Source organism: Paenibacillus sp. USHLN196, assembly GCF_037144955.1.
Taxonomy (GTDB): Bacteria; Bacillota; Bacilli; order Paenibacillales; family Paenibacillaceae; genus Paenibacillus; species Paenibacillus xylanexedens_C.
The window spans coordinates 160541-184516 of record NZ_JBBCYH010000013.1; the positions used below are offsets into that span (position 1 = coordinate 160541).

Here is a 23976-nt window from a genome sequence, read left to right on the forward strand (position 1 = left end):
CTGCACATAGTTGGATAAAAAAAAGCGCCTAGAATTAGTCTAGACGCTTGAGAGGACTTGTTATTGTTTATTTACATCATATACCCTTTTAACATAATCTGTTCTGAGGAATTCTTCTCGGTTAGATCGATAGGACGTTTTCCACTTTTATTTTTTAAAGTAGCATCAGCTTTTAAATCCAACAGTTCTCCAAAATAGAATACGTTGGATTCCAAAATGGCTATATGCAAAGCAGAGTTTCCCTGTTTGTCCTGAATATCAACATTCAGTGCGTTTCTCTTAATTGCCTTGTATGCTTCATAATTATTTTCTTCAATCACGAACATCAACAAGGTCTTTCCTGTGTCATTATCTTGGTCATTAACCCCAAGAGTTCCGCTATTTAGTGCTGTACGAATCTTCTCAGCATCTAGTTTGTCATCAGTTGAGTAAGTCTCTTTCAAATTGTTCACCTTTTTGCTTGAAGTAGAATTGTTATTATTATTACTTGGAGTAGTAACAGTGGTGGTTCCAGATGAACTATTGTTTGATCCGGTTGATCCACTATTTGTTGTGCTACTTGCTGCAATGCCTTCTTTCAATGACACTTGAGAGCTTGTAACTGATTCTACTGAGTAACCCATCGCATTTGCGGTGTCTCTCACCGGGAGATAAAGTTTTCCATTCACGTTAAGTGGCGAATCAGAAAGTTTTGCTTGTGTGCCATCTACCACAATTTTTACACTTGATTGGGTTGCTTTAAGGTACGTAGCTGCACCTACCGCTGTTGCTCCTGTGAACGTAACCCCGACAATCAAACCTAATGTAAACGTAGACATTTTACTAATCATCTTTTTCATTATGTACCTCCAATAATGGTATAGTTTTCATATTTTATCTATACCATTACTATCGGTCATTGGAATGATATAGTTTAGTTCAAATCAATACGTGTACCATTCATTTTTATGTTTCCTGTGGCTTTGATATCGATGTTGCCTTGAATGTCCATTTTTAATCCAGTTGAAGCCAATTCAAACACCGATCCATTTGCTAGTCCTAATTTATACGTCCCACCATCGGCAATAAACTGAAAATCTTTGCTTTGAACTGCAAAAATCCCATCTTCCGAATTGATGGCGATACCATTATCACGTAAATCTATGTTTCTTAATTTTGCTGTATTACTTGCCTTATACTCCTGTTTTAGACCACCATTGTACTTTGTCTCAACAAACTTAGCTCGATCATCAGCCCCACCATCGCCTGTACCCACTTTACGAACAGGTGAAGCTGCATTACCTGAACCTGTAAATGTGATTTCATGTTTAATCTTCTCGTCTGTTAGTTTATAGGCGTATGCAATAATACCCGTATCTTCTGTTGTTAAAATACGCTTCTCGCTATCTTGCCAAAACAAAAGTCTATCACGGGAATCTTTTGCTTGTGCTTTAGACAGAACTTTTGCTGTAATCCATCTTTGATAGTTATCTTGAATGTCAATAAAGTCAATATATTCTCCAACTTCTGCATCTTTACCAATTGTTTTCAACCTATTCACTGTAAGATTATTTACATAGCCATCATCTGCAAGGATCGTATTGACTTCTAACATTTCAGCCATCAACTTACCTACGTTGATAATATCCATTTTATCCATATCCAAATAACCAGCGTCAGTATCAAACAAGATATCCCCAGCTTTACCGTAAAACTTAGCTTTGTGAGCCTTAAGGTTACCTTCCATATCTACTGAAAAGGCCGCTTTATCAAAATCCTCTGCGCCCTCACTTATCAAACCTGCCCACAATCCCTGTGAGGGCCACATTTTCATTACCCCTCCAGCATCACGAAGAGTGATTCTGTTGCCAATTAGGTCACTATCTTTAACTGTTGAGTTCTCAATGAAGGCATTTTTAGCCCACATGTTCCCGTTGAAGTCAACGCGGAAAGGACTTGCAGAGAACGAATCTGCCCCTAGAGATAATCCTTCTGACGTGAGCAACATAATTTCATTGTTGTCACCAACACGTAAACGTAAATCTCCCTCTTGAGACAGACCAAACACATTTGATGTTACTCCATTGCGAATCTTATCAATGTAGAATCCGCGATTATTGTCTATACCTGATACGTTAGTGATAGTCTTGTCATTGCAATTGCTTGATGCATATCGATTAACATTCAATCCGAACACATCTGGAAGTTCAGAAATCATGCCTAGACGTAATACTGGTCGTCCACAACGATCATCAATCATAAGTTTGGAACCTTCGATGGTAAGAACGCCTATCGTGTCCCCAATCACTGCTTTTTGTCCAAGAAGGATTTTTCCGTAGACCATTTCAGCAATGAGTCCAGTTGAATCTAACGCTGTTTCGAAACGAAGGCCTCCTGATCTAGTTACGCCTATTTGAGAATGTGTGATGCGAATGAATCTAAGAGGGTCGTCCGGGTCACTTACTGTAATGCCTTGATTATTTAATTGGACTGTATTATTTAAGTTCATGTTAATTTCATTGGTAATCTTATTCCAGAAATTATCGAACAGTTTACTCATATCAGATGAATCTACAACAGCTTGACCCCATTTGGTTTTATTGGTATCAACTACTACGCTTGTATTTCTAGATTCTCTTATATATTTTTCCAACTTGGATGATTGTTTATTTACATCTTTTGCGTTGCTTAATGTTAGATTGATGCTTGATCCACCGAAGTCATAGCTTATTTCAGTTATCCTAGCTTCAATCTCTATATCTAATGGTTCATATTTAATGTTAACGAAATCGCCAAGATTTAACTTTTTCCAATTTCTTTGCTCTGTGACAATCTCCAGAAAATTAACTGTATCAATCTCGATAGTTAACTGTGGCACTCTTAATTCTTTAAATTTCTCCAAAGTAGCATCGTATAAATCTTGCTCATCTATGTATACATCATCACTAAATTCACGTTCGTAAACGTATTTCTTCAACTCTTGTAACTGTTCATTTGTAAAGTTGTTCTCTGAGTCCAACAATACTTGTAATGCCTTAGTCCTATTCTGCACATTTGTAATCTGATTTAACTTATTACTTACTTCAATTTGCTTTAGGTTGATCTGATTTTCCTTGTTATCTAAACTGTATCTCTCTACAATAGCTGCATCATTTCCAGCCATTTGATGCTCTTCAATACTAATGGTAGCAACCTGCATGAACACGCCAGTAGATGATCCATTAACGGTAATTGTGGTTGTCTCTAAATTGTTCAGCTTTCCTAGCATTACCCATCTACCTGAAGTAATAGGTTTAACAGATCCATTCAACGCAACAGTCACACCAGAAGAGGAGTCAACTTTAATCATTGCTGCATAGTTATATCCTTTGTTCAACTTGAATGTTCTCGATGTACTACCACTATGTTGATACTTCTCAAAGAACATCTTATCGCCAAATTGTTGTGTAACTTTAACTTCTTGGATAACTTTCTCATCATTCTGAAGTTTATTCAGATCAATCTTGAGTTGATTTAACTGTGTCTCGTATCCCTGCAATTCCTCAAGGTACTGTTTAAATAATCCATCTTTACTTTCGACTAATTTATCGTAATCAAGTAAAGCATGACACAGTGAATCCGACATGTAGTAACTTGATGAAATCACAGTTTTATTGGCATCTCGTTCAAATGGATATAAGAAGTAGCTGTAATTTTCAATGTAGTTTTGACCTGTTGAATTTACTTTCTGGATTCCCAACCCATCTTTACCATAAGCAAAGAGCCGAGTCACGATTTCTTTACTATCACTTTTCTTATTCATTGATTTAAGATACTTGCCATACGAAATGGTTAAGCCCATGTTGATCCCTGTTAACTCAGGTTTTGTCATACTCAGAGTATGACTATCTGTATCAAAGTGTAAAATTGCGTTATATGTATCAGCTACTGTGCAGATAGCGTCATAAGCATGAGTAGATGGAAAGTCAAATGCTCTTTTACTCAATTTAAAATCAGCATCAATATAATCAATATTCCACAAAGTATTGGCAAGAATATCAGTTAAAACTTTATCTGCACCATAAGATTCAACAGAATAACTTTTAATTAATGTGTGAGTCAATTCGTGTTCTAATGAAAAGCATGAGACATTCATAATGTCGCTTTCCTGTAAGGAATCTTCAATGTCCTGAATGATAAACCATTCTGTTTTATGTCCAGTAATTGCTTGAATTAAGTACTTTTCTTTAATCAATTCGACATTTTTGTTTGGTTTCAATTTATGATGTCGATCTATAAAATAAGGGATTGAGAGTTTTAGGCTGCTAATATCATTAAATCTAACATCAATTGAATCATTGAATGCTTCACTCAGTTTGCTTATTATTTCTCTATTTGGCTTAGCTAAAAAATACTGAGGGGTAATGGGCTTTTTAGTATAATCAATTCTTCCTAACAAAAAATACATCCTTTCTATTTTAAAAAAACAAAAAAGAGAGGACTAATTCCTCTCTAGTTTTAAAAGCCTCTTCTCTCTAGTTTGTCCATTGCCTCTTTAGCAATATCTCTTGGGTTCTGATTTGGATGTGGATAAATCTCTATCTTGATATCATTCTTAATGTTTTGTTGAGGTGCGGATTGCTTATTGTTGAACGAAGGGATAATGGAGGATAGGTTAACTTTAGAGATGCTATCAATGATACTGCGCGAAATATCAACAGTTTTTAACAAGTTGCCTGTGTCAGACTTATTGAGAATCATCTCTTTCTCATGAGCAAGTAGGAATTTACCGCCAGATCCCCATGATGGAGTCATACCACCAGTTTCAGCAGAGAATATCTTTTGACTTACTAGATCCTTATAGCTACCGTCTGGGAATCCATAGACAGAACGAAGTTGGTCATTTTTGGATTTGAGTTGGTTAAATTGTTGTTCGTATCCTTTGTACTGCATTGAACCTTTCTCAAACTTCTTCATTTCCTCTTTCATGTTCTCAGCAGATTGCTTGTTACTCAAATACTCTGTCCAAGCTTGTCGTGCAGCCATGGTTCCTTTTACAGTACCCGTTGAACCAGATGAATTATTGTTTCCACTTCCACCACTACCAGCTTCGGTAGGTGTGTAATCCCCAGCTTGGAACTTGTTCAGATTCTCCAAAGAAGTTTGAACATCATTGATCATGTTTTGCATCTCTTGTGATGTCTCAAATGTATGATCTTTAATGTTGGCGAACAATTTATCATACTCACCACCAATGATTCCAAGTGTAGCAGTTACAACAATTGCGTCATTACTCATCAATCCCTTTTTCATATCATAGAATTTCTTCTGATCCTCAAGGATATCTTTGTACTTACGCTCAGTCTTTTTCTTTTCCTCATCTAACTTATCAAGAGTGTCATCGTGAAGCTTATCTTCTTCTGTTTTAATCTTGTCATTGTAATTCTTATTGTCATCAAGTTGGTCTTGTAGACCTTGTTTAATTAACTCACGTTCACGGTCACGTTGATACTTAAGAATATCCTCATCTACTGAAGCAAGCTGTTCCTCTAATTCTTTACGCTTGGCCTTTGCTTCCATGGAATTGTCAACAGAAAGAGTGTTAAGTCTATCTTGAATCTTTTGCCGTTCTTCCATCTTCTTCGTAAGTTCTTCTGTATAATCAGTAGATGTATTCTCACGGTCAAATGCTTTGAGTCGAGCATTGATGTAGTTCTCAAACTGCTTTTGCTCATCATCAATGTTCTTGGTACGTTCCTCGTGACGCTTATCTTCTTTTTCACGTTCTTGATCTAATGCATCTAAAGCTAAGTCACGTTGCTTTTCGATGATTTTTTTATACTCATCAATTACGTTGTCAGCAGCAGATTCACGCATATCTTTAAGAGTCTTATTAACATCGGAAAGGGCTGAGTTTGTGCCAAGCAATGAAAGATTAAACTCTTGAAGTTTATCATTGTAATAAGCAGTCAATTCAGCACTCAACTTACCATTAGCAAGTAGAGACTTAGTATAATCAATTTCTTTTGCCAGAACCGAACTCTTATGTTCAAGGATAGGAATTTGACTTTGCAACTCTTTGTTGTACTCAACTGTACCCTCAGTCATCAGTCTGAGATTAGCATCGGATACAGCTAAAGCATCGTCATCAGCTTTGATTTGTTTATCATAGGAGGAGAGTTGACTATCGAATACATTCTTGCGCTTCTCATCGATTTGAGACTGATAATCCCACCATTTAGCACTATTCTCAGCCATCTTCAAATCGAACTCACCACGAGTAATCTTTTGCTCAATAAGTTGTTGACGAATGTCTTTATTCTGTTGTTCAATTAACTTTTGTTCTTGCTGTAGATAACTACTCTGAGCCATTTCCTCTTTACGCCATTCTGGACTGTCCTGCGTAAAACGACTCTGTTTACTAGCAGATAACTCGCGTTTGGATTGAAATTTTGCAATCTCATTGTCTGTTCCAGCAATTATTGTTTCAACAATATCTAAGCCAACTTGATAGAGATTTGCCTCTTTGGATGATAGATCTTGTTTAGCTTCGCGAACAGCATCTTCTCTTTCTTTAGCCGTAGCATTAACAATTTCAGTCGTAGTCTTACCATCAGAGCTAGTAGTCTTAACTTTATTGGTTGAGGTATTGGTCGATGGAGTAGAGGTGGGCGACTTTGAACCTGAGATTTCATTATAGTTGGCTAAAACTTTTGGTGCATATTCTCTTGTTTCTTTAAACGGAATATATCCCAACTGACCGTTTTTTACCCAACTCTTGACGTTTCCGGGGCCAGCATTGTATGCAGCTAATGCGGTCTTAACATCTCCATTAAACATCTTAAGCATTTGGGCAAAATACTTAGTTCCTCCAGCTATATTCTGTTCTGGGTCAAGGCTGTTTTTAACACCTAGTCCTTTAGCTGTTCCCGGCATAAGTTGCATTAAGCCAGTAGCACCTGCATGAGATTTTCTAGTTGGATCAAAAGAGCTCTCAGTCTGAATAATAGCAGCGATGAGTTTTGGGTCGACACCATTCTGAGATGCGTACTTATTGATTATATCTGCATATTTACCAGAATAACTGCCACTCGAAGACGTTGGAGAGGAGTATGTATCAGAAGAGGATGAGGTAGGTGCTGGTTCACCAGAAGCTGTTTTGGTGGTAGTCTTAACTTTTGTAGAAACCAGTTCGGAAGGATTCTGAAGAGCTTTTTTTGTAGTATCTATTGAATCCTCAAGCAATCTTTTTTCTTCTTTGAGGTTTGCCAAGTACTCCTTAGAACCTTTGACCATTGTGCTACGTTCATTTTGAACCTTTTTGATAGCATCGGCTAGATTGAGGAGTCTCTTCTGCGTCTCGGTTAGGATCTCATTGGTGTCAGTGTATGTGTTGTTTAACTTTTCTGTAGTCTTCTTATCTTTATCCTTAGCACTACCAACATCGTTCAACGAACCAGTTAGTGTATTAAATGATGTTTTGAATTCATAAAGTTGATCCAGTAGTTCTTTATATGGATCGGCAGCAGCCATATCCTTTTTAAATTGGTTTAGTATTCTCTGATTTTCTATTCCTAGGCCATCAGAATCCTCGATTTCAATTTCAGAAGCTACCTTTAAATCTACCTGAGCTTTAGCAGCGTTTAATTTTGCAAGCGTTGTAAGAGCATCAATTTCAATACCCCACATTTTCAACTTATCTACTAAAGCCTGTCTGTTGCCAATAACTTCTTTCTGACCAAGAGTATCTAGCGTTTTAAAGTAATCAACTTTGGCTTTCTTTAAAGTCTCCAGTGCAGATTTCTCAATTGTATATCCATCTTTAAGCTTCTTAACGTTCTTAGCCAACTCTGGATATTTGAGAATAAGATTGTTCATTTCATTTGCAGAAAGTGACTGACCCTTGGACAGATTGTATAAAGTATCATTCAGCGTTCCGATTTCACTGATGGTATCATTTACAGCGTCTGCGTATTTCTTTGCTTCTTCCGTAGCTGAGTTTGCAGATCCACCGAACATGTACATTCCATCGGCAGCTTTAGTTGCGTTGTTGAAGATATCTTGCAGACTTTGGACAACTTCTGGATTCCCATTCAGTCCAGAAAATGATGCGATAGAGTTAACTGTCTTTTCAAGATTACTTCCGTCAAATCCTTTTATTTCTTTTGACGCTTCAGCAATAACGTTTTTAAATGTCTCCGTGGGCAATTTGTTGAGTGTCTTACTTACAGAATTAAACAAGTCTTTTTGAGTATCGTTATAATCCTGTTGAGCTACCGTAGTGTTTTCAATTTCTTTCTTTAAATCTGATTGCAATTCTTCTACTTTATTAATTGAAGGTTGCATATCTTCAATTTGCTTGTTAATTGATTCTAGCGCGCTGTTTAAGGCTTCGCCATCTTTAGGCTTAAACAGACTATCAAACTTAATCTTATCAAGATCACCGTTCATGAGATTATCGCGCAACTCAATTAATTTCTGATAATATTGTTCTGGATCATTCTGTTTGTTTTTTCTCTGCGTAAAGTCTTCTTTAACTGAGAACTTATCTCCAATGATGCTTGAAAGAACAGGATCGGCATACCGTTTCTCTTGGATAGCGTTAACAATAACTTGATTCTCTTTAATTTTATCTCTAAGTTGAGCCTGATCTAACTTTTCAAGTATATCGATTTGGTCTTGATAGCTACCATTTACTAAATCAATTCCCTTTGCTTCTGACCCATATGTATCAATAAGCTTGTTCTGAAGTTCAAAGAGCTTATTCTTAATATCATTGTTCTCGTATATTTGATCATAGTTCTCTTTGTAATAGTTAGACGTATCCTGCAATTCAGAACTGAGATCACTATGTTTTTTATTTGTTTTGTCAATCGTGTCATTCATTTTTTCAAATGCATTATTATTGTTAGACATTATTGAGTACAGGATTGTGCCTGCCGTTACAACTAAACCTATTGCTCCAGCAATTCTACTCAGACCAATCACAGCACTGGTTGCAGTTTTCCCAGCCTTTTCAACAGTGAACAGAGACTGAACAAATCCTAACAAACTTGTTCTGGAAGCATACAGTGTTCTTGTTGTCGTCGCAAGACCTGCAACAAATGTTCCCAATCCTACAACTGCTGTCGCTATTGCTTTGGAACGAAACACTAGGAATAGCCCACCTACTAATGTAACCGTCCTACCTAAATTGTCCAGCATTCTGACTGCTTTGGTTCCACCGTCAATCAAGGCATTTAGGAAATCTCTGCTTGCGCTGTTACCCCAATAATCTGAAACTGCATTTTTAAATTTCGCAATGTGACCCTGCATACTTTCCAAGAAAGCAGCATTTTCTTTAGCGGCAGATCCGAAAGAATTAAGTCCTGCTTGTAAAGCTCCTTCTGCATCACTCCAGTTTTCAATCATAGAGGATGCAATGTTACCCTGCATTTTACCTGCTACTAGCTCTAGAATGTCGGCACGTTGAATATCACTAAGCCTATCCCACACACTATGTAAGTCACTAAAGATTTCATATGTATTCTTAAATGTCTTTTCGTCTTTTTTTAGTGTAAGTCCAATAGATTGGAATTTATCTTCCAACGATGGCAACAATCCATCTACTGCTGCACCGTCCTCATCTACACCACGTAAACGCATTGACAAAGTTTTGAGAGAGTTACCTACTTTGGCAGGATCTTGTACTGTTGTATTTGCAGCAGTAATTAGCGCTACAGACTCTTCAATGGTGTTGCCAGCAGTATATAACGACGATGCGGAACGTTGAACGGCTTGACCAATACCATCGGTTGAGATAGCAAACTTATTACCAACTTCATTATAGATATCTACTACTTTGGCTACGTTCTGTGCTTCTCTATCAACTTCAATGTCGAAACCCTTTATAGATGAGATCAACTGTTTAGATGCATCTTCTGGAGTTTTAATGTCACCAACGTTTTGATAAACCAAAGTTTGCTTTGCCATATTTTGTGCTGTCTGAATGTCATAGCCCAGTCTCGACCATTCTGCTCCAGACTTAACAACGTTCAAAGTTGTATTACCGATAGAATCAGCCATTGTTGATGAGGTTTGAACGAACTTTTTATAAGTTGCATCTGTCTCGTCTGTTACTTTCATCAGGTTAGTCATTGCTTTGTCCATCTCATAAATGTCTTGAAGACCACTTCTTAACATACGAATTGGAGCAAAAACACCTGTAGTTGCACCCAACCAAAGAGCTACCTTTTGAGTAGCGCTTGCAAATTGATTACCAAGACTGTTAATAGATTGCCCACTAACTTTTGCATTGGTAGTTATCTTATTGAATTCACTGTTGAGTTGCTGAAGCATAGCTTTATAACCAGCAACTCCCTTTGTATCAGTAAATTGATTTAATCTATTCTGAAGTTCTCTAATTCCGTCTGCGGCTTCTTTGTTGCCCTTACGCTCATAGTTACTCATACTGATAGCTAGTTTGTTGCTCATATTTTCAAGAGATGTCTTATAGCTATCATTAACTTTCTTGTTTATATCTTGTGCTTGCTTATGGAGTTTATCCATTGAGATTTGATCATTAATAGCCTTTTGTTCTTGAGCCGCGATTGCTTTTCTTATCTTACTTTCTTCATTTGCTACACGAGTCATTTCCTGTTGTTGCTTTATGTAATCATTAAGTTGATTGTAGTTCTTAACGTTGTTATTTGCGTCTGTATTTACAGTTAGTTTTTGACCATCACTATTTTGATATGTATTTTTGTAACCTGTAACTTCTCCTGCTTTGTTCTTATTAACCTTTGACTGTGTTAGAGCATACCCTTTCATTTCTTGTTCAAGCTGTTTAAGTGATTTCGCCTGATCATTAAATGCTTTGGTCTCATCTTGGACACGTTTGATATTCTCATCGATCTTTTTATTGGTCTTAGTAATCACTTCACCATTAGCCAAGTGACGCTCAGTGACTTTTTCAATACTACCGTCTAGATGCTTAATTGTTTTTGTTGTTTCATTAACAACTTTATTCTGCTGTTCTAGTGCTTTATTTAACTGTTGAGTCGCCTTAATGAATCCATCTATAGATTTTACAAAGCTTGGATCAACATCAACTTTCAGATTTAGCTTTTGAAGTGACTTTGATTTGGATAATGCTTGTATTCCCTCATTTATATTTTTAATTGAACTTGATTGGTCTAAACTTGCGTCAATGAGTATGCGCAGGTCGCTCATATGTACACTTCCTTATAAATTTAATAAAAAAAATAGGGATGACTAATGTCACCCCCAATGTTTTAATGTTTATTTGATTGCTTTATTTACAAGACCAACAAAGAGAGGTCTATACTGCTTCTCAAAGTCTCTAAATCTATTGTGAATTTTCTTTTCTTCTTTTTTATCTACATGTTTCTTCAGTTCTGAGATAATACCACTATCTTCCAAAGTAATACATAAGCCAATCAACTCCAGAACTGTCACTTTTTTCGGAATTGGAATGTCGGTAAACTCACGCATTACAAGGACATCGATAAATCTACTTGTCATTCTGATAACTTCATCATCGATCTCAATCTCTGATTGTAATTGAGTTAAGTATGTACCGTAATCAACAACAATTCTTTCAATTTTAGAGTCCAAGAAAATCGTATCCATCTGTACCGTATATTCATTTCCCGATACATCTGTAACATCAAATTCTTTTGTCTTAGTCTGGTTCTGTTTAAGTGCTTCCAATGTAATTTTATTTGCCATATATATTCACTCCCGTATAAGTTATCTTCGAATCGTTGCTCCTGATTAAACACAAAAAAGAAGCACCCATTACAAGGTAACTTCTGTCTTCATCAAATTTAGATTTTATCTAGACTTTACATCGTATAGGCGGTACATCAATTCCGTAAATGATTGATCTGTTTCTCCTGCATATTCAATTAGCGCTCTAAGACATTTATCATACTCGTTGTTACTTGTATAACCTTGCTCAAAATCCTCAATCTCTTTCACTGTAAGTGAAGACAGCCTACTGACATCTTTAACTGTTGCTCCGAGTTCATTTCTAATCCAAGTTGTAAGCATTCCTTGATTTTCGTAGAAATGATCCATGTTTACATACCTCAATCGATTCACCTCAGTTATTCATTCAAATAAAGAAAACGAGGGAGTTTAGCTCCCCCGTAATATGTATTCTTACTTTTATGCAAGTTCTTCTGTATCATAAATTGTCATTGTGTACAATTCTTTGCGGTCAACTGGTTTGAGCATTTCCATTGGAATATCAAATACAGATGGATCTCCTTCAGCAGCCATATCAAGATTCCAATTATCTTCCATCTTGGCATCAAAGATATGAACTTGAGCAGCGTAGTCTACTTTATCGATAACATTACGAACCAAGCAATCCAATACTACCTCATATGTACCTGCAAATTTATCAGAGGAAACAGTAATAGTCTTAGCAGATGCACCACTTTGAGTTGTGTAGTAAGCAACAATTTCTGTACCATCGGCAAATTCACCAGCATTAAATGTTAACTCCTTGCCTACAATTGTGTACTCTCCTGTTCCAGCAGAAGGCGAAGATGCAAGCAAAATCTCTTCTTCGTGTGTCTGGTCTGGATTCAAGGTATAAACAGAGTTCAGCACATCGGCTCCCATTACAGGTGTTGCAGGAGTATACTTAAGCGTTGCTTTATCATTCATTACTTTGAGTACGTCACGATACTTTACAGGCATTTCACCCTTCTTGATATCGTTACCAGTCATCATAGCGATAACTTCATTGGTAAATACAGCATCTTGCAAAGCGATTTTACCACTGCGGTTACCCGAAAATCCTACAATTTTATTATTTCCTTGACCGCCCATCGCATACGAGGTATCCGCAGTATTCTCAATTCCTGATGTTTTCAGGTTTGTGAGTTGAATCTTTGCTTTCTTTGTTTTCTTATCGTAGAACGTTGCTAATGCAACCTCACGAATTGCCCATACGTTTGGTGTAGACATTTAATATAATCACTCCGTATTTTTATTTGCCCAATGGATATCAGACATTTTTATCTTCTTACCATCAAGGGTTCCAGCATATAATGCAGAAACAGTGTGATGATAATTTTCAATGCTATTGGTTGTGTTAAAGCCGTTGTAGATTTGATAGATGTTCATGTTTAAAATGCTATCTAAACTCTGACCATTCTCTTTCCAAATCAGTCCAGAAATTATACTATGTAAGTCCATCTTTTCTTTTTTAGGTGGTGCTTTAGCTCTATTTTTCTTGATCATATCAATCAATTTTTGAGCTTGTTTGTTTGCAGCTTTAAATTCTGGCTCATTAGAAATCTTAACGTTGTTTCCCAAGGTGATAGTATTTTGTATCATCGGAAAGTTATTATCGTTGATCTCTCCATTACCTATAAGGATTTTTAATGTATCCTCTTCGGCATGGAGTCTTGGCTCACTTTTAAAGAACAACTCCAACGCTTTAAACACCGTAATTCTATAAGATTCGTCATGAAAACAGTTTCCTAGAAGAAGGTCATAATTAGTAACTTCCTCAGATAGTTCGCCATCTTTAAACATTGATTTATCTATAAGCAAACTGGACAAATAGCCATTGTATACACTCATACCCATAGAAAAGATATCTCTTATACATGGGATCTTAATGTAGCCCAAACCATCAATATAAATAGGAAGGTTACCAAGTAAATTGTATTGGATGTCATCATTATTCAATGGACATCACCTCAATTGGAATCGTATAGTTTATACGTGATGTACATCCCATGATAGTCAGTGTTTAAACTTATTTCATCCGAATTGCTGAACTCAACCTTACCAATTCCCATCCCTCTGGTCTGATTCATCAACTCGTCAATCTTTTGAATGATGAAGTCAACCCTCATGCATCCATAATCAGTTCGAAATAAGTCCTGATGGGAAATCACATTAAACGTGACAAATCCACTTTTAAATGATGTTCCTACAGGTTGAAACTTACCAAAGGAAATTGTGACATAAGTCTTCTTCTCATCTGATGTTTTAGGGATAAAGCGATGGGGATAAATATGTTTATAAACTACATCTTCAACATTTGGAATATCCTTATCCAAAAAACTGGTATCGTTATGTACTACAGCCTTTAGGATATTTGTGTCAGAAAGTAATCTATCCAATACCTCAAGTCGATTTTTGGATAACTCAGAGAATCTAGACATGGCTACTCCACAATAAAGTCACGAACAGTCTGATAGCTCAAAAAGCCGCTTGCTCCAAGGTCTCTTGTGTCATCAAAAGTTGAAATAACTTTATCGACTTTATCAAGTGTCATAGGAGTTGTACGATGGATTTCCTCACCAAGACTATTACGAACAATAACCTTATAGTAATTGCCGTTAGGTTTAAGATTGCCCAATGCATATGTAATAGCTACACATTTCAATGCTTCAACTACACTTGACTTGTCGGTGTGCTTAGACTTATCAAATGAAAGTTTCAGCTTATTATCAGTTGAAATTGAATAAACGTAATCATATTGTGAATCAATGGTCACATCCAAATCAGCATCTACAATCTCTTTGGTGTTCAATCCATTAATGATAACCAGATCATCGATAGCGGAAGAATGTTGTTTTGCATATGGGAGTGGACTATAAACAATCCAGTTGTTATTTACTCCTTGAATAAATTGTTCGGCCTTCATTTCACCGAATCGCAAAATAGTGTTCAAATGACATCTCCTTTCTAGATTAGTGATTTAACTTTTATGTCTTTTTTACCTGTCGATAGTCCATTTGAATTCTCAACATGTAAAGTAAAACTTCCAAGTTTACGATTGTTATTACTCTTAACTACACAAGTCCTATTGGAAGGATTTTGACTTTCAATTACAGCTAAATCAGTAGACTTTCCATCTAAGGCAGTAATCCAAAATCTAGAAGTGTCTGCTATTTCAGATCCATTGTTTCTAAATATGGCTGTGTAAGTAGAGGTTCTATTGAGGTAAATACTGTCTTCTCCAAGAATTTCAGCAGTGTAATTCGGGGTCAATTCTTCAATGATATTCAATTCAATACTTGTTGAAACACCCTTGCCTGAAACTTGGATGCTACAACTGCCTTTTTGAATACCAGAAACAAGCCCTGTATCAGATACAGAAGCTACGGAATCATCTGAAGAAGTGAATAAAAGAGGTATTTCAACCGGAGTTCCATTTTTCGTAGTTTTAACATTGAGTTGTAAACTGTCACCTACTTTAATGGCAAGCATATCACCATTCAAGATTGAGATTTCATACTTTGCTAATTTATCGTAGTCAGCAATACCAAGTTCCATATTGTCTGTTGCTAAATTGATTTGATCCTGCTTCAGTACAATATAGATTAGCCCAGACTTCAACCTATCAATATAGTTGATGTCCCAAGCCGACCTGTCAAAGATAAATCGTTGATCCTTTTCAAACTTATTTGTATGTTCGTTATTTTGGATAATCAGTCTTCTAGTCTCATCAGGAAGAGAAATAACGTTCCCCTCTTTAATACCTAAACTTCCCATATCACTTGTATAATATGTGAACCAAGTTGACTGAATTGCACCCTCATCATCGATCCATTTCAACTGAGACAGACATTGATACATTCGACCACGTTTATAGATATCACCCATGTTCATATCTAAATGTACAACAATCCATTGTTCATTGTTCCAATCAATTGTCTCACCCAAAGAAATTAGAGAGTCAATACTAGTGGTCAATGACTTCTGATCTTTCAAATCCGATGAATCGTTAATTAGCATCTCATAAGTCAAATCATTATTAGCAGATGAGACTTTAAAATATGAAGGTGTGTCTCTATAGTGATTTTCGAATAGTTTCTTTGTGTCTGAAACTCTCAATTCTCTAAGGTTGCTAGGCTTGTTGCGCTTATACTTATCTAAATAGCTCATCGCAGCTTACTCAACTTCATGTTGTTGTATGTATATCGAATAATTAGATTTTCTACTTCACTGTTGATTTCACGTTTAATATCCATAAGCTGTTTGAGGTGAGCAGCCTGAGAAGTCATAGAGAAATCTCTTGTGCTCATCATCTGTTCTAGGTTCTTATAAGAGATAATCTTGGGTGAAAGGTATTCAATAACCATAAGCTTTCCAAGAATCATGATTTCCTGATCGGACAGTTCTGTAAGAAACTCGATTGAATTCCGTTCCTTTAGATTTGATTTGCATTTATCAAATTTGGAGATACCATTCAACAAGTATCGAAACTTGAGCTGGTTGTCCATATCTGACTCAATGAATTCAATATCATTTATCTGACTCAAAAACACATCATAGATTTCTTCAAACAATGTATTTATATCTAGCCCTCCCTTCTAAGAGTTCGGGTCTAGTTGTTTTCCCAAACCTTTTTCAATAGCTTTAATTACGAAGTGATCCCGTAGACGACCATTTACATATTCATTCTGAGCATATCGAAAAGCATTCTGTCTAGATTGGTCATTTTCGAGCTTACTTAAAATTTCTTCAATAAGTTCTGGATTCTCTTTAAGCAATTCTACACAATCATCTTTAGTAATTATTTTCTTTGCGTGTTTCTCAAGTTTAAGATGCTGGACAACCTCATCATCCTCAACTTTAAGCCAACCATCTTTGAAAAATCTTTGATGTTGTGCAGACATTGTTCTTAACTGAGCAACAGTCATGCTGTCAGAAACACCAAACTCATTAAACAAAAACCGCTCGCCAGTCTTTGGACATTTATAGACCAAAACTCCATCATATTGACTTACAACTTTAACAGATGTATTATCTTCAATCGTTTTTTTTCTTGTAGCCATCTTAACCTCCTGAAAATTTAGGGGAACAATAAGAGTTCCCCATGGATTAATCTAATTATGATAGTTTATAAACTCCAAATTTAGCTGAAGTAAGAACGCCCACTCCAAACTTCTTGCCAGCGAAGTATTCTTTTGACATATCGGCATTCAAACTGCCATCATTATCTTCAATGATTGTTTCTCCTTCAAAGATCAGTTTAATAATTTTCTCTTCACCGTTAGGAATAATCAGCAAGAAATCGTCATCATACATTAGTTCTGTACTTCCAACTTTGTGTCTTTGAGGTAAGATGGCGAAGCTAACTCCATCAATTGTATCGAAATACCCCGCTTGGTTGCGACTATTCATCATTTCATTTGAAACATAGGATGGAATAGCTTTACGTACTGCTTTTCGAGTTCCCAATACCAACTGTGATAGTCCCGTAGCAGCTTCCAGATGTGTGATAATATCATTGAATTCCTCAATATCCCAAGTTCCAGCATAACTGTATGGAGCAGAAACACTATCATATGCTTCATTCAGCGCAGAGAAGACTTTCTCTTTTACCTTGTTTCCATATGACCGCTCAATTAAGCTAATTAGCTTCATCCAATCAATGTATCCAGCCAAAAACCGTTCAAGCTCTTCATAAATTTTCACACCCTCCCAGCCAGTTTTGACTTGGTAAGGTCTGCCCGGAGCAAGTCGTTGTCTGCTCAGATTATTTGTGCCACCCGCAATTTCTGAAACATGAAGTAGTTCATCTGATTCCGGCAGGAAAGATAGCTTGTCACCGAATTTCACAGATCGAACATCTACAAAACGGTCAAGCTCATCTTTAATCCCTTCCTCCACTCTAGCATCAATCACTTCTTCAATAATTTCAAAGATTTCATTCTTATTTTTACGGAATTTCTTTGGATCAAAGTCCCCATTTTCAGAGCCTGTTAGTTTATTTAATGCTTCACGGTATTTCTGGTTAGATTCCTCAACGGAATATTTACCAACCTCTCCATTTGCCAATGCTACGCCTACGCTAATAATATCTGTTGTGCTCATTTATATTCCCCAATCAATTTATATTTTTAAATTAGTGTTTTTCTACTTTATATCGAGTTGCAGGTTCTCCATAGATACGGACTTTTTCGAGTACTTTTGCAGCGAATCGGGTGTTATCAGATAGATCAGCAACAACCTTCAATTTGCTAGATCCATTAACTGGAATCAAATACTGACCCTTTACCGATGTTCCGTCAATCAGATTGTCTGTTACGGTCACCGTGTTTCCAACTGCATGGTGATAAAGTCGAATCTTCTCCCCCTTTTTATTCACAAAGTCTAGAATGTTATGCTTATCTTTTTCATAGACAATTTCTGGTGAAGCAGCCAAAAGAATTTCATCAAGGGTAACATCGGTTGGTGTAGCAGCGATGACCGCTTCACGATGTCCATCAACTAGACCACCAATAGTCAATACCTCTCCGTTCTCCACGTCAAAATTTGCGATTCCAATTTCAATATTTCCACTATATGATGCTTGCATTTTATCCAAACGTACTGCCATTTTTTATTCCTCCGATATTTTAGTTAAATTTGACCATTCATGAGTTTATCAATCGGGTCTTCTTTTTTATTGGTGTTGCTACCTGTATTGACTGAGATCAAGTTTGGCTTATTGGTATTAAAGCTGAATTTAGCTTTCTTCTTTCCAACCAGCGTATACAATTTACTCTCAATATCATCAAGTGATAGGTTGGCCTTGTCTTCTTTTACTGTTTTCATCTCATCTTCTGTAAGTTCAGATGAAAAATGCTCAAACAATTCAACTTCAGCTTGTTCGCGTTCAGCCACAAGTTTTTCAGAATACTTTGAATTCACATCTTCGTATTCTTGTTGAAGCAATTCGAATTTGTTTTCTATCTCGACTACTTTATTTTCATAGTCAGACTTCACTTTGTTTTCTGTGTTTTCTTTAACTTGTTTTGCAAACTCAGAGAATCCAGTCAAAGAAAAGTTACTTTCTACATCAATATCCATTGGCGTGTAATCTACTTTAAATCTCTTGATAGATTCTGCATCAATAGTAAATTTGTCTCCATCGATACTAAACGTAGCTCCTACAAGTTGATGCTTTTGGTTATCAAAGGCAATCACATTAGAATTGGTAGAATCGATATCAACCAAGTAGTATTTCTGAATATCCATCTCCCAATAGGGATCAGTATATGTACCCAAGGCTTTAATTTCTTTTTCAGCTTCTGCAAACATTTGAGTTGCAGTTAGCGCAAACTTATTCTTCAAATTACCTTCTCCTTTCAACGAATATATAATTTCCTGAACCATATTCTTGAATTCTTTTTTAAACTCTGTATCAATCAAGGAGTACCCCACAATTGAAGCACTCTCGAAACAAGGTTCAACATGTCCATGTGGATCAGTCTCCTTGTTGATGCCAAGAATACAGAAGCCCAAGAACATAAATTTCTTAACTTCATATACCTTTTTACCATCGATCGTTGAGAAGTTGCCCTCGATGTTTTTGATTTCCATTGATTGATTGAATTCATTTTTTAGTAGTTCAGCAGCTTCCTGATATCTATCAGTCCACAAATAAGCACCATCAATGACAAAGTACTTATTCACTTTACCGTCATCTTCAGTTACTTCTTCCCAATATAGTTCTGCCGTTTCGGGCACAAACCCATAGGGAATGGTTGTTTCAACGTACTCTGGCTTTTCGCCTGTTACATCAATCTTCCCACCGTGACCTTCAAAATTCTCAGAGTATGAATCGTACTCACCAACAATCGGCATATTGAATGCACTTGAAGCAGCTTCATTGATAACTTTTTCGGATATGTATGTGTTGTTTCTATTCAATCCAGCGTACAAAACTCGAATCTTACATTTTGAGAATCTGGAATCTACTTTTTCAACATTCTCCATCTGAACATTAAATCTAATTACCTTACTTATTATTCTCACCTCCTTTACACATCTTCGTTGGACTCATTTTCTCTTGTTTTAACTCCGTTTTCAGACAATTTCTCAATTGGCTTTTCAGGTTGCCCTTTACTGGAATCGGAACTAGATGTATGAGCTGAAGACAAAGGAATGAGTTTATCAGGAAGGTTTAGAATTTCATTTTCTAGGAAGGAGTTCATTGTTGCAGCATTTGGAGAGTAGCCACGTAGAGCCATGATTTCATTCTTTGTGGAGAATCCACTATTGGCAGCTTTCAAGGCTGATTCTAGCAGTTCATTGCGGTTATGTTTTGTTGCGGGGAGAATATCTAGTTTGAATGGATACTTAGTTTTGAGGGTTAAAAGCAAATAAGCATTACACCAGACTTCGATGTTCTTAATTAATGTAAAAGCCGAAGCTTCATCTGTTGTTAGAGAATATTTTAAAGCAGTTGTAGTGTTGCTACTGGTATTAAAGAGTAATCCTGAAACTCCAGATTCTTCCCATAATTGCTCAGTTGCTTGACCAACTTTGTTTTTATCAAATGAATCTTTCTCGAACTTAATAGCAGTGATATCCATTGGGCCAGTTACAGTACTTACTTGGTCTGGAGTGTTTTCTCTCAAAGCTTCATCCATTTCAAATACTGTATCAGCATCCAACATATACTTATTAGGTTCATCTGGTTTCATCGGAATTTTCTGAAGAAGCAACATAAAATTATCTATTTCTTCTTTGGTTTTTGCTAGACTCTTAAAATCAGCAATGTCTAAAATACCTTCAAACACACTTGCGAAAGCTGGTGTAGGATTATAATCAATGGATGTCTTAATGCAGACTGCAAATGGTGAATCAATAACTTCCCATTTATCCGTTCTCTGCTTATTACTTGAAACTCTTGTCTGTATTGTTGTGAATTCATCAGGAAAGGAACTAATTTGAGATGGATTTATATCGAAGTAAGAAAAATCGAAGGAATACACTAGCAAACCATTATTTGAGTTGATACCGCTTATTTTACAGTAATCAGGATCAAGTTTTTGAATGTAAAAACCATCCTTACTTACTCTGGCATACCCATAGAATACACCTTCCATATATGCAGTCATTCTGGCTTCAGAAAATGAATTTGCTATATCCATTTGCTCAATCGCTCTGCAATATTCCTCATATTCTTTTCTATACTTTTTTACGTTGACACTATTAATATCAACTGAAAGAGGTTCAACAATATGATCCATTGTATGTAAAGTTGAGAAGTAATTAATTAAGCTCTTATAATGACCAGATGCTTCATATAAATTCTTACTGATAATTCGTAGTTTCTGCTGACTTTTTCTATTTTCCCTTGTTTTTAATAAATCTTTAACCTCATCTTTAGTATATGTATTAACAACTGATGTTTTTCTATTGTTGCTTCCCACACTAATGAGTTTCATTTGCTTGAAAATTTCTAAATATTTCGAAGCGGGAATTTCTTCACTCAAATTCTTCCCTCCTTACCATATAGATTAGCTTTTTTAAACAAGAACATCCTTTTAGGATCAACTTTAACTTGTTCAACTGTTTTGTTTAAGAATGTATCAATATACCAAAGTCCCATCATTAAAGAGGAGTACCTGTCCTTATTGATCTTCTTGACTACTTGTTCAACAGTTATTTTATTGTTTTGAGCTGGTTTCAGCTTCAAATTTGAAACTTCCTCTATTAATCTGTCTGTTTGAATAAATGGATATTCCTTCTTGGCGTAATCAACATCGTCTAATTTATTCTTAGTGTCTTTCTCTAAAAGTTCAAGTTTTTTAGAATCAACCATATCCATAAATGTTACTATGCCGTTACTGTTAAATGTTTGTCCCAAAAAATTATATACATATTTCGGAGATCCACTTATCTCTGGTTCTCTATTATCATTTATAGTGTCCCAACATTCTAGGCTCTCACCTGTCTCTGGATCAATAACTTCTCTCAATAATTCGTCAATTAGACCAGTTCCAAGTCCATTGCCATCAACGACTACTACACTAGCATTGTATTTCTTCCTTATTCGTTTTACTTGGATGCCCTGTTCTTTAAAATTCAATCCATTTTTAAAGTTAATCAAATTAACCAATTGAATTCTAATAATTTTCCCATTGCTATTTCTAATTAGCTTTAACGGAGCTACCGAGGTTTCATTGTTATTGTTCTGAAGTGACCTTGCTACATCCACAGATAAAATATATTCATGTTTACCATCTGATTCTAATTCAGGTTTCTTTAGTGTTCTAAGTTCGAGTAGCTTTCTGATATCAACCAAAGCTCCAGTGCTACTACCAACCCATTTACTTTCATAGTTCTGAGCAAAGTATGTAGGATTACCATTTTCTTTTTTATTCAAGATAGTTGATTTAGGTTCACCTCTACCATAGTTAACCGCCAACTTCCAACCTGACCCTAGAACTATCTTTCCTTTGAGTTCGATCATCTCTTTTACCATACTTAGACTTCTCTCGTACTCATCAGTACCTCGAAATCCTGACGTTGTAAAGAAATTAATTTGATGGTTCATTTCTTGAGGATTAATTACTGCTCTTGAACCAATCGTTCTACGCGGTACGTTGACAACTGGCGCTAGTGCATCTTCATACAACTTGTTATTTAATAGCGCTGACTCTTCAATGTTTATTCTTCTTCTACGTTGGCCTTTACTTGATTGAGCGTTAGCCAATATGTCAATTTTGCCACCAGACTTAAATAGAATTTCAGCATCATCTTTTGTAAAGGTTGGAGTTTTTTTTATTTCTTCTTTAAGTAAGGGATAAAATTTGATCAATTCATGCCACTTATCTTTAAGCAAGTCGCTTGCATTGCTTTGGGTCTGGGCAGTCATTGTAATATCTATATCTGGAAAGAATATAGCACAATGTACCATACCCATTACTTCTAGCATCGTTTTTCCCCAACCACGCGGAAACACGCCATATGTACTTGCAAATCTAGTAATGCATCTTAAGAATACACGCTGATCAAGGTCAAGTTTAATTGCTCCTGTTTCTGGTGTAATTAAGTCATACCATAAGTCTGGATTCCACCGACACCAACTTATAAAATCTTTGTAATTATCAATGTGCTCCTCTACATTGTTTTTATATTCATTCGTCACATCAAATCACTCAATTCAGTTAAATCAACTTCCTCATCGTATGCCTTTTCTCTTTCTTCGATAAATTTATATATTTCCTTATACTCCACTAATGGTAGACCATGCAACTCTCTTTCATAATTGACATAGCACCAAATAGTAAAGTCAACCTTGTCGTTAGGTCGTTGTATAAATTTTGGAAGAATATCTACTACATCTACTGCCGTTTCAACCGCCCTACTCATTTCACCAAAGCTATCAATACCATCGGTTAAATCAGCCTTAGTAAATTGCTTTGGATTGATTTTTGCATCATCTGCTGCTTTAGTGGCTAATTTAGACCACATCTCAATACCTTTGAAATCATTATTAACTACTGCAAATTCTTCTTTTACAACATAGCGACAGTACTTTTTCAACGCTTCCTCATGCATAGAGTTTCTTAATGCATAATCCCTTTTAAGAAAATCAAACTTTTTTTCAAAGGCGATATACTCATCTGCTTTGTGGCCTAGTCCCCATTTATCAATTAGTTCATCATTATTTGATAGTGTTCCACTAGTTGTATTATCAAGTTCAATTGTTTCAAACTCACTATCTAAGAATGTTTTGGAACCGTGAAAAGAAGCAACATGTTTAATGTATTGCCCCCAATCCTGATTAAAACTATTCCACATATCTACAATCCAAGGTCGATTCAATTGTTGTAGGATGGTTTTAACTCGCTGCTGCTTTGTGTCTTCATCGCCATTAAAAAACTGTTTGATGCACTTTTTGCAAAGTGGATAGTACTTTGTTCCAACCAACGGATTGTTATGTTCATAATAAGTAGCTGTACCTACTTTACGAGATGTATCACAATTAAGGCACGTCATGTATTCAGGTTCTTTCAATACTCTATCTGTCATTTTAGGATCACCTTTTCTTAAGTAGTGATTCTATTGTTAGGTCAGTGTTCAGTAGATGAGCATTCAACTAACAATAGAAAATAGGATGAGCCAACTATTCTTGGAGGAGAGATAGTTGGCTCGATGTTTGAGTAAATCTAAAGCAATTATTAATTCATGTCTAAAATTAACAAAAGATCCGCTATGCTATGCGGGGTGTTGCTATTGCAAATCTGATGAATAAAA

General features: G+C 36.1%; 17 protein-coding genes. All 17 read right to left on the reverse strand.

Annotated elements, in window-relative coordinates; all coding sequences use genetic code 11:
• Positions 1–71: 71 nt before the first annotated feature.
• Entirely contained in the window at positions 72–839 is a 768-nt protein-coding gene (locus WFI24_RS26530; RefSeq protein WP_336764960.1) for a stalk domain-containing protein, read from the reverse strand.
• A 74-nt stretch (positions 840–913) separates the two neighbouring features.
• Positions 914–4417 carry a phage tail spike protein gene (locus WFI24_RS26535; RefSeq protein ID WP_336764961.1) on the reverse strand — a complete coding sequence of 1168 codons (3504 nt, stop codon included), beginning with the start codon at positions 4415–4417 and terminating at the stop codon, positions 914–916.
• Positions 4418–4476: 59 nt separating this feature from the next.
• Entirely contained in the window at positions 4477–11169 is a 6693-nt protein-coding gene (locus WFI24_RS26540; protein ID WP_336764962.1) for a phage tail tape measure protein, read from the reverse strand.
• Between the two features lie 69 nt (positions 11170–11238).
• Positions 11239–11688 (reverse strand): hypothetical protein, encoded by a 450-nt coding sequence (locus WFI24_RS26545; protein WP_336764963.1) that lies wholly within the window; start codon positions 11686–11688, stop codon positions 11239–11241.
• 105 nt (positions 11689–11793) lie between these two features.
• Entirely contained in the window at positions 11794–12039 is a 246-nt protein-coding gene (locus tag WFI24_RS26550; RefSeq protein ID WP_336764964.1) for a hypothetical protein, read from the reverse strand.
• Between the two features lie 90 nt (positions 12040–12129).
• Positions 12130–12939, reverse strand: coding sequence for a hypothetical protein (locus tag WFI24_RS26555; protein WP_336764965.1), 810 nt, complete (start codon positions 12937–12939; stop codon positions 12130–12132).
• 9 nt (positions 12940–12948) lie between these two features.
• Positions 12949–13668, reverse strand: a complete 720-nt coding sequence (locus tag WFI24_RS26560) for a hypothetical protein (RefSeq protein ID WP_336764966.1) — start codon at positions 13666–13668, stop codon at positions 12949–12951.
• A gap of 11 nt (positions 13669–13679) precedes the next feature.
• Positions 13680–14150, reverse strand: a complete 471-nt coding sequence (locus WFI24_RS26565; protein ID WP_336764967.1) for a hypothetical protein — start codon at positions 14148–14150, stop codon at positions 13680–13682.
• Positions 14151–14152: 2 nt separating this feature from the next.
• Positions 14153–14662, reverse strand: coding sequence for a hypothetical protein (locus WFI24_RS26570; RefSeq protein ID WP_336764968.1), 510 nt, complete (start codon positions 14660–14662; stop codon positions 14153–14155).
• A 14-nt stretch (positions 14663–14676) separates the two neighbouring features.
• Positions 14677–15879, reverse strand: a complete 1203-nt coding sequence (locus WFI24_RS26575) for an Ig-like domain-containing protein (RefSeq protein WP_336764969.1) — start codon at positions 15877–15879, stop codon at positions 14677–14679.
• Between the two features lie 428 nt (positions 15880–16307).
• Positions 16308–16772 carry a hypothetical protein gene (locus WFI24_RS26580; RefSeq protein ID WP_336764970.1) on the reverse strand — a complete coding sequence of 155 codons (465 nt, stop codon included), beginning with the start codon at positions 16770–16772 and terminating at the stop codon, positions 16308–16310.
• A gap of 55 nt (positions 16773–16827) precedes the next feature.
• Positions 16828–17814, reverse strand: coding sequence for a hypothetical protein (locus tag WFI24_RS26585; RefSeq protein WP_336764971.1), 987 nt, complete (start codon positions 17812–17814; stop codon positions 16828–16830).
• 31 nt (positions 17815–17845) lie between these two features.
• Positions 17846–18319, reverse strand: a complete 474-nt coding sequence (locus WFI24_RS26590; protein WP_336764972.1) for a hypothetical protein — start codon at positions 18317–18319, stop codon at positions 17846–17848.
• Between the two features lie 23 nt (positions 18320–18342).
• On the reverse strand, positions 18343–19701 hold the full coding sequence (locus WFI24_RS26595; RefSeq protein ID WP_336764973.1) for a hypothetical protein: 1359 nt from the start codon (positions 19699–19701) through the stop codon (positions 18343–18345).
• Positions 19702–19745: 44 nt separating this feature from the next.
• On the reverse strand, positions 19746–21206 hold the full coding sequence (locus tag WFI24_RS26600) for a hypothetical protein (protein WP_336764974.1): 1461 nt from the start codon (positions 21204–21206) through the stop codon (positions 19746–19748).
• Positions 21203–22864 carry a hypothetical protein gene (locus tag WFI24_RS26605; protein WP_336764975.1) on the reverse strand — a complete coding sequence of 554 codons (1662 nt, stop codon included), beginning with the start codon at positions 22862–22864 and terminating at the stop codon, positions 21203–21205. The genes WFI24_RS26600 and WFI24_RS26605 overlap by 4 nt, the downstream gene beginning before the upstream one ends.
• Positions 22861–23751: a hypothetical protein gene (locus WFI24_RS26610; protein WP_336764976.1), complete on the reverse strand. Its 891-nt coding sequence runs from the start codon at positions 23749–23751 to the stop codon at positions 22861–22863. The genes WFI24_RS26605 and WFI24_RS26610 overlap by 4 nt, the downstream gene beginning before the upstream one ends.
• Positions 23752–23976 lie beyond the last annotated feature (225 nt).

Excerpts from the sequence above, each read along its gene's own strand:
- WFI24_RS26580 (WP_336764970.1), bottom strand. The coding sequence starts at position 16,772 with ATGGCTACAAGAAAAAAAACGATTGAAGATAATACATCTGTTAAAGTT.
- WFI24_RS26585 (WP_336764971.1), bottom strand. The coding sequence starts at position 17,814 with ATGAGCACAACAGATATTATTAGCGTAGGCGTAGCATTGGCAAATGGA.
- WFI24_RS26575 (WP_336764969.1), bottom strand. The coding sequence starts at position 15,879 with ATGAGCTATTTAGATAAGTATAAGCGCAACAAGCCTAGCAACCTTAGA.
- WFI24_RS26565 (WP_336764967.1), bottom strand. The coding sequence starts at position 14,150 with ATGTCTAGATTCTCTGAGTTATCCAAAAATCGACTTGAGGTATTGGAT.
- WFI24_RS26540 (WP_336764962.1), bottom strand. The coding sequence starts at position 11,169 with ATGAGCGACCTGCGCATACTCATTGACGCAAGTTTAGACCAATCAAGT.
- WFI24_RS26545 (WP_336764963.1), bottom strand. The coding sequence starts at position 11,688 with ATGGCAAATAAAATTACATTGGAAGCACTTAAACAGAACCAGACTAAG.
- WFI24_RS26555 (WP_336764965.1), bottom strand. The coding sequence starts at position 12,939 with ATGTCTACACCAAACGTATGGGCAATTCGTGAGGTTGCATTAGCAACG.
- WFI24_RS26530 (WP_336764960.1), bottom strand. The coding sequence starts at position 839 with ATGAAAAAGATGATTAGTAAAATGTCTACGTTTACATTAGGTTTGATT.
- WFI24_RS26610 (WP_336764976.1), bottom strand. The coding sequence starts at position 23,751 with ATGACAGATAGAGTATTGAAAGAACCTGAATACATGACGTGCCTTAAT.
- WFI24_RS26550 (WP_336764964.1), bottom strand. The coding sequence starts at position 12,039 with ATGGATCATTTCTACGAAAATCAAGGAATGCTTACAACTTGGATTAGA.
- WFI24_RS26595 (WP_336764973.1), bottom strand. The coding sequence starts at position 19,701 with ATGGAGAATGTTGAAAAAGTAGATTCCAGATTCTCAAAATGTAAGATT.
- WFI24_RS26590 (WP_336764972.1), bottom strand. The coding sequence starts at position 18,319 with ATGGCAGTACGTTTGGATAAAATGCAAGCATCATATAGTGGAAATATT.